Source organism: Myxococcus sp. CA033 (genome assembly GCF_013336625.1).
In the GTDB taxonomy this organism is placed as follows: Bacteria; Myxococcota; Myxococcia; order Myxococcales; family Myxococcaceae; genus Myxococcus; species Myxococcus llanfairpwllgwyngyllgogerychwyrndrobwllllantysiliogogogochensis.
In genome coordinates, this window is record NZ_JABUMU010000063.1 from 1 (window position 1) to 1,511 (window position 1,511).

At 64.3% G+C, this 1,511-nt stretch carries 2 protein-coding genes; one reads left to right on the forward strand and one right to left on the reverse strand.

What is annotated here, in order from left to right:
- Window positions 1–45: 45 nt before the first annotated feature.
- Window positions 46–348: a LexA family transcriptional regulator gene (locus HUA78_RS45625; RefSeq protein ID WP_174464037.1), complete on the reverse strand. Its 303-nt coding sequence runs from the start codon at window positions 346–348 to the stop codon at window positions 46–48.
- Between HUA78_RS45625 and HUA78_RS45630 the strand changes: the two genes are divergently transcribed.
- Window positions 347–1,480 (forward strand): IS630 family transposase, encoded by a 1,134-nt coding sequence (locus tag HUA78_RS45630; RefSeq protein ID WP_174479119.1) that lies wholly within the window; start codon window positions 347–349, stop codon window positions 1,478–1,480. The genes HUA78_RS45625 and HUA78_RS45630 overlap by 2 nt on opposite strands.
- The last annotated feature ends 31 nt before the right edge of the window (window positions 1,481–1,511 follow it).

Sequence of the window (1,511 nt, forward strand, 5' to 3'; positions counted from 1 at the left end):
CTAGTACCTCGGCACAGAGGTTCTGACCGATTGGTTTTGAGCGACTCAGCGTAGGACGGGCAGAAGTTCCGGGGCCAGCAGCAGTTCAATGCTGCGGGCCTGTCCGGCGCTGCGCCGGATGAGCCCCCGGCGTTCAAGCTCCAGCACCATGCGGTGGACGGTGGGAGGAGTGGTGCCGAAATATCGCTGCATGTCGGCTTCGGCGGGAGGGCGCCTGTTGAGCTTCGTGTAGGCGTGGATGAAGGCCAGGTACTGGCCTTGAAGGTCCGTGAAGGGATGGGTTGAGAAGGGAATCGACACGGAGGCCGCGAGGTAGTCCGACTCCTCTTTCACGGAGTCGGAGCGCATGAATGTACGTTACCTCGTCACCCTGGCCGCCGAGGAGAAGTCGGAGTTGGAGGCGCTGGTGAGCGGCGGCACTGGGCGGGTGCGCCACGTCAAGCGTGCGCAGATTCTGCTGGCAGCCCATGTCGGAGTCACCGACGAGCAGATTGCCAGGAGTGTCCGGGTGAGCGTCTCGACGGTGTACCGGGTCAAGCGGCGGTTCGTGGAAGGCGGCGTGGACCACGCCCTTCACGAAAGGCAGCGGCCCGGGGCCTCGCGCAAGCTGACTGGCAAGCAGGAGGCGCTGCTGGTGGCCACCGCCTGCTCGACGCCACCCAAGGGGCGTGCGCGGTGGACGCTTCAGTTGCTGGCCGATGAACTGGTGCGGCTGACCGAGCACGAAGACCTCTCGCGGGAAACAGTCCGCCGACGGCTGGAGGAGAACGAACTCAAGCCCTGGCAGCAACGCATGTGGTGCATCCCGAAAGTGGACGCCGAGTACGTCGCCCGAATGGAGGACGTGCTGGAACTCTACGCCGAGCCACCAGACGCCAAGAGGCCGGTGGTCTGCTTCGATGAGACTCCCAACCAGCTGATTGGAGAAGTCCGCACGCCCTTGCCGGCCATGCCCGGCACGCCCCGCCGTTACGACTACGAGTACCAGCGCAATGGGACGGTGAACCTCTTCGTCCTTCTGGACGTGCACCGCGCCTGGCGCCACGTAGAAGTCACGGACCAGCGGACCGCCAAGGACTTCGCGCTGCAGATGCGTGCCCTGGTGGACGTGCACTACCCGGAGGCGGAAACCATCCGCGTGGTGCTCGACAACCTCTCCACGCACAGCCCTGGCGCCCTCTATGAAGCTTTCCCGCCCCAGGAGGCCCGGAGGATTCTGAAGAAGCTGGAGTTCCACTTCGTCCCCAAGCACGCCAGCTGGCTGAACATGGTGGAGATTGAAATCAGCGTGCTCACCCGCCAATGCCTGGACAGGCGAATTAGCAACAAGCTCACCTTGAAACGGGAGGTGGCCCGATGGGAGAGGATGCGCAACAAGAAGGGTGCCCGCGTCCGCTGGCGCTTCACTATAGACAGCGCCCGCACCAAGCTCGGGCGAGCATACCCCCAGGCCCAAGCAGCAGTGGCCGCTGCGGCCTGAACCCTTCAAAACCTCTGTGCCGAGGTACTAG